This is a genomic window from Buchnera aphidicola (Thelaxes californica) (assembly GCF_005080825.1).
GTDB classification, from domain to species: domain Bacteria; phylum Pseudomonadota; class Gammaproteobacteria; order Enterobacterales; family Enterobacteriaceae; genus Buchnera_I; species Buchnera_I aphidicola_V.
Genome location: NZ_CP034852.1, coordinates 68153 through 74152, shown reverse-complemented (window position 1 = coordinate 74152; position 6000 = coordinate 68153). Strand labels below are relative to the sequence as shown.

Annotated in this window: 6 protein-coding genes; all 6 read right to left on the bottom strand. The window is 20.4% G+C overall.

Annotation, left to right across the window (positions count from 1 at the left end):
* Positions 1 to 599 (bottom strand): hypothetical protein (locus D9V80_RS00345; RefSeq protein ID WP_187306498.1); only part of this gene is annotated, 599 nt, incomplete at its 3' end.
* Positions 600 to 668: 69 nt separating this feature from the next.
* Positions 669 to 1112: a flagellar FliJ family protein gene (locus D9V80_RS00340; RefSeq protein WP_187306497.1), complete on the bottom strand. Its 444-nt coding sequence runs from the start codon at positions 1110 to 1112 to the stop codon at positions 669 to 671.
* Positions 1113 to 1157: 45 nt separating this feature from the next.
* Positions 1158 to 2531 (bottom strand): FliI/YscN family ATPase, encoded by a 1374-nt coding sequence (locus D9V80_RS00335; RefSeq protein WP_158353110.1) that lies wholly within the window; start codon positions 2529 to 2531, stop codon positions 1158 to 1160.
* Between the two features lie 2 nt (positions 2532 to 2533).
* Complete coding sequence (locus tag D9V80_RS00330) at positions 2534 to 3223, bottom strand: FliH/SctL family protein (RefSeq protein ID WP_158353108.1); 690 nt, start codon at positions 3221 to 3223, stop codon at positions 2534 to 2536.
* Positions 3207 to 4208: a FliG C-terminal domain-containing protein gene (locus D9V80_RS00325; protein ID WP_187306496.1), complete on the bottom strand. Its 1002-nt coding sequence runs from the start codon at positions 4206 to 4208 to the stop codon at positions 3207 to 3209. The genes D9V80_RS00330 and D9V80_RS00325 overlap by 17 nt, the downstream gene beginning before the upstream one ends.
* Positions 4198 to 5868 carry a flagellar basal-body MS-ring/collar protein FliF gene (gene fliF / locus D9V80_RS00320; RefSeq protein ID WP_158353104.1) on the bottom strand — a complete coding sequence of 557 codons (1671 nt, stop codon included), beginning with the start codon at positions 5866 to 5868 and terminating at the stop codon, positions 4198 to 4200. Before fliF ends, D9V80_RS00325 begins: the two co-directional genes overlap by 11 nt.
* Positions 5869 to 6000 lie beyond the last annotated feature (132 nt).

Below are 6000 nucleotides of genomic sequence, written 5' to 3'. Positions count from 1 at the left end.
TTTAATAAATGTTGTAATAATAAAAAGTTATCATTATTTATTTGTTCTTTATAATCATATAGAACAAAATATTTTTTTTTATCTAAAAAATATGTTTTAAATAAATAAAAATATGATTGCTGAATGTTATTTTTATTATGATAACAATTAAAATTAACTTTTTTAACATTAACATTGTCATTGTAAAAATTGTACTTTTTATTCATTTGATATAAATCAAAAAAAATTTTTTTTTTATTTAAAAAAACATTTTTGTGATAAAAAAAAATATTTTGATTAATATTTTGTTTTCTCATAAAATGATTTTTGTTTCTTAATACTTTGTTATTTATATTATTATTTTGATTTAATTGTTTAAGATTCTCATTATAATGTTTTAAAACAAATTTATTTTTTTTTATTTGATTCGTTGTTTTTTTTAAATAATGTTTTTCATGATACTTTTTATTTATATTATAAATAATTTCTTGAAATGTTTTTGATTTATCTATTAATGTTTTAATATTATCTTCTTCTTTTTTTTCAATATAATCTAAATTTTTATTTTTTATAATATTTACAACAAAAGTTTCATCTTGATAACAAATAGTTTTATTCATAGCTTCAATCTTTTATACATAAAAATTTTATTTTAATTAATTTAAAAACAATATTATTGTTGTATAACATTACATAACATTTTTAACACAAAATAATAAATTCATCTCTTCTAATTGTTCTTGTTCTTGAATTTCATTGTTTAATAAAAATGTGTCCTTCATTTTTTTTAACAAAAATTTCCATATCATCTCATTTTTTTTTACAAATATAAGTTGTTTTAAATAAATATCAATTTTTTTTTGTAACAAATTTTTATTTTTTTTTTGTAATCGAATATTTTTTTCCAACATAATTAAAAAATCATTTAAACTATGCCATTTTATATTTGTTATTCCATTTTTTTTTTCTTGAAAAGAAATATTGTGATATTCTAATTGATATTTTTCTAAATTTACAATAGAATTGCAACAATTTTTTTTATGCAAAGAAAAATAATTTATTTTTTTTATTATATTAAAAATTTTTTTTATATTTATATTATTCAAAATCTTTAAACATTTTTTCGTAATCATATTATTTCCTGAATTTAAAATTAAAATTATAATAAAAATCATTATTTATCCAATAATTTTTATTAATTGTTGATAAGAACTATGATATGAACTTTTTTCATGCATATTTTGTGTTAAAAAAGTTAATAATTTAGGCCACAATTTTATTGAATGATCTAATATCACATCAGTTCCGTGAACATATGCTCCAATATTTATTAAATCAATATTACGATTATATGAAGATATTAATTGCTTTATATAACAAGCTTTTTTAAAATGTTCCTTATTAACTAAATTGAACATAGTCCGACTAATTGATTTTTCAATATTAATTGCTGGATAATAACCAGATTCAGCATAACTCCTAGAAAGAACAATATGACCATCTAAAATAGATCTTGCTGTATCAGCCACTGGATCGATTAATCCCTCTTCTTCCGTTAAAATAGTATAAAAAGCACTAATAGTACCAGTTTCATTATGTTTACCAGTGCCACATCTTTCTATAAAAAATAACAATTTAGAAAGTACTGAAGGAGGATACCCTTTAGAAGATGGAATTTCTCCTAAAGATAAAGCAATTTCTCGATGTGCCATAGCAAACCTTGTTAAAGAATCAAAAATTAATAAAACACTTTTTCCTCTATCTCTAAAATATTCTGCAATACAAACAGTATACAATGCAGCTTGTATCTTAGATACAGATGGAGCACTAGCAGGAGCTACTACAACAATAATTTTGTTCATATTCACACTATTGATTAAATCATCTATAAATTCTTTAACCTCTCGACTACGTTCTCCAATTAAACCAATTACTACAACATCAGAATCAGTAAATTTGGATATCATCCCTAATAACACACTTTTTCCTACGCCAGATCCTGCAAATAAACCTATTCTTTGACCTTTACCAATAGTTAACAATGCATTAATAGATCGAATTCCAGTATCCAAAATACTATCAATTGGGGCTCTTTTGAATGGATTAATAATGTGAAATTGATTAATATCAGTATATACTTCTGTTTTTATTTTATTTAATCCATCTAATGGATTACCAAAACAATCAATCACTCTTCCTAATAAATTATATCCTATTGGTAACATTTTTCCTAAAAAATGTATATTATTATCTGTACATTTAGGATAAACTTTAGCCCCAAAAAATAAACCGGAAACATCTTTTAAAAGTATTGCAAACATCGTATTTTTTTTAAATCCTATAATTTCTGCTAATACATAACATATTTCTTGCGAATGACATTGTACTTCTATCATACATTGCGAACCAACAGGAAAAAAAATACCTTCAATTTCTAATACTGAACCAGTATAACTTGTCACATATCCATATTGAGAAATTTTAGAAAAATTTTTAATTCTATGAGAAAAAGCACGTATTTTATACATCCATTTATCAAATCGATGCAACATAATTATTCCTCAAATTGAGCAATACGATACAGTTCTTTCCATAAACTAGATAATGTTTTATCTTTACAACCTAAATTAGTTACCGCTTTACAACCTTCAACATCAATACTCATATCATATTCAATATTCCAATTATATAATTTTATTAAAGAATTATATTTTTCTTCAATTAAGACTTTATTTTTAGGATGTAAGATAATTTTTTTATGTAATGCATTTGTAAATTCATGAAAAATCACTTTTTTTATAGTATTTAATAAAAAATCCCGATTAGAAATCGGAGTAATACCTATAATTTCTTTGAAAACTACCAAAGATAATTCTAATAAAAAATCTGCAAAAGTAGAATCTAATTGATCTAAAGATTGTTGAAAATTCAAGAATATTTTTTCTATTTTGCTATACTTTTTTTGTTCTAATTGTACTAAATTTTGTATTCCTGCTTTTTTACCTTTTTCAAAACCAATAATTTCCCCCTCTTTTAAACCTTCTTGAAATTGTTTTTTCATTGCTTTTAATATTTTTTTTTCTTGAAAAATATTTTTATTTAACTCTATTTGATCTATTTTTTTTTTATGTAATATAAAAATATTATTGTTTTTTTTACAATCACTATTATTAGTACAATCATTTAAAATGTTCAATTCTTCTGGACACCATTGTTTCCATTTATTATCATAAATATCCTTCATGATTTTTCTCCAATTCTATAATTTTAATTTCATTAGAAATAATCATATTTTTCATACATGTAACAAATAAATTTTGTTTTTCTTTAATTAATTGAGGAGTATAAACATTTTTTTTATAAAAAAAATCTTGAAATACAGAATATTGATGTTTTGTTAAAAATTGCATAATATAATTTTTATAATCTTGTTTCTGGTTATATAAAGATATATATAAATCTTCTATTGTTAGAAGATCAATAATTTTATTAATATGTTTTTTTTGTAACACAAAAAAATCATCAAATGTTATTAAATTAATCATTAATTTTTTTGACAATTCTTCATTTTTTTTTTCAATATTAATTAAAGAAATTTTATTATTTTTTAATTTAATAATTTTTAAGATTTCTAAAACGATATTAAGTCCTTTTTGTTTTAATAAATAAGATTGATGATATTCTAACAAACATTCCACAATTTCATTAAATTCTTTATTTAAATTAATACTTAAACTATTATATTCAGTAATATGAATAATAATATCAGATTGTTTTGATGTAGGGAAAAGTAATAATATTTCTGCTGCTATTGCGCGATGTAATTTTACTAAAATTATAGAAACAATTTTTAAAGGTTCATTTTTAATAAGATTAAAAAGAACATTAATATTCATTTCATTTAATGATGTAATATTTTTTTTAAATCGAATATCATATTCTATTTCTTGATATGATTTCAATAAATTTTTTGTCAACATTTTTTTCTTTAATTTGTTAAGATAAAAATCTTTTTTTTCTTTATTAAAATCAAAAAATGTATCAAATAAAAATTTATATTGAACAAATATTTTTTTTAACTTTTCATATTCCATATAATGCATAGATAAACTATATAAAACTAAATGATCTATTTCTTTTAAATTTAATTTTTTTAATACTTTTAAACTTTTTTTAATATCCATTGATAAAAGTAAAGCTATACATTTCTGTATTCCATTAAGATTCATTGTTGTCATTCATCCATTGTCGAATAATTTTTGTAACCTCATCAGTACTATTTTTTGATATTAAATCATCTTTTTTTGAATAATGAAAATTATTAACTGTGTCATGTTCTCTTTTAGAACTATCCTTATTTAAAATGATATCTTTTTTTTGATTCACAACTACATTTTTATCTTTTTGAGGTTGTATCATTAAATTATTATTAATTAAACTATGAACATTTGAAAAAAACAATTTTTTTATAAAAAACATCAAAATAATAAAAAAACAAAAATACAAAATTTTATTAAAAATATCATGAATAAACTCATTATGTTGTATTAATAATATTTTATCATTTATCTTGGAATTCTTATCAACAAAAGAAGCATGAACAATACTAAAAGAATCACCTCTTTTTTTAGAAAAACCAATAGAATCTTGAATTAAATATTGAATATCTTTCAATTGATTTTTATCATAATTCATCATTACACTATTTGTACTTTTATTTGAATTAATAATTACAGCTACAGATAATTTTTTTATTTGACCAATATTAATTTTAGTACGCATCGTACAACGATTTAATTCATAATTAATCATATTATTATTATTAATATTTGTATGATATAACAAATCACTATTGTCAGATTCATTATATTTAACATTTTTTTTTTGATTACTGTTTACGATATTTTTTTGATATTTTGTTTTCATTATTTTATTATCATTAGATACAACATCATTTAAAGTATTTGTTTGTTCATTGGGATTAAAATTTTGAATAATTTGTTCAGATCTTATAGCTTTATCTGGAGTGAAATAATTAGGCTTATATTGTTCTTCAAATTTTTCTTGAGTATTAAAATTAATATCAGCATTAATTTTTACTTTAAAATTATCAACTCCAAATAATGGAATTAACAATGCCTCTACTTTACTACTTAAAAAATTTTCCACAGTGTTAGAATATTTTAAATAACTATTATTCACCAAATTCAAATCATTATTTGAAGAATGTAGAAGATGACCATGTTGATCAATCACTGTAATTTTCTCTGGTTTTAATTCAGACATAGTACCTGAAACTAAATGTATTACTGAATTGACTTGATAATCTGTTACTAACTCTCCATTATCTGTTGATAAAAATATAGCAGCTGAATATGCTAATTTTTCATTTTCAAATATTGATTCTTTTGGTTTTGATAAATGTACACGTGCAATTTTGATACCATCAATTAATTGAATAGTGCGTTCCAATTCACCTTCTATCGCTCTGTAATAATTTATATTTTCATGAAATGCACTAGTATTAAACTTTTCTTTATCAAATAATTCGAAACCTGATTCGTGATATATATTAGAATATATAGGTACAGTATAAAAAAAAGCTTTTTCTAACTGATTACGTGGAACTAAAATCGATTGTGACTCATGATTAAAATGATAAGGAATATTTTTATTAATTAATTTATTAATTATTTGACTCGATTTCTCTTGAGAAAGATGAGAATACAATTCTTTATAACTTGTATTATTAACACTAAAAATCAAATAAAAAAAAATTGCTAATATGGTTGACGATAACAATAAAAAAAATTTAAGTTGTTTATTTATAATCAAAAAAATATTTTGTATAAAACTACTTGTAACATCTTTGAACTCTTTTGTATTCATAAATAATCCTAAAAAAGAATTTATATTTTATAAAAAATAAATCCTATTTTTTTAAAAAACATATATTTTAATAAAAAAAATTTATTTAATGATTTTAATATATTTTCATACATGATATAAACATTAAACTAC

Coding starts and splice junctions, on each gene's coding strand:
- D9V80_RS00340 (WP_187306497.1), bottom strand. CDS start 1,112: ATGATTACGAAAAAATGTTTAAAGATTTTGAATAATATAAATATAAAA.
- D9V80_RS00335 (WP_158353110.1), bottom strand. CDS start 2,531: ATGTTGCATCGATTTGATAAATGGATGTATAAAATACGTGCTTTTTCT.
- D9V80_RS00330 (WP_158353108.1), bottom strand. CDS start 3,223: ATGAAGGATATTTATGATAATAAATGGAAACAATGGTGTCCAGAAGAA.
- D9V80_RS00325 (WP_187306496.1), bottom strand. CDS start 4,208: ATGAATCTTAATGGAATACAGAAATGTATAGCTTTACTTTTATCAATG.
- fliF (WP_158353104.1), bottom strand. CDS start 5,868: ATGAATACAAAAGAGTTCAAAGATGTTACAAGTAGTTTTATACAAAAT.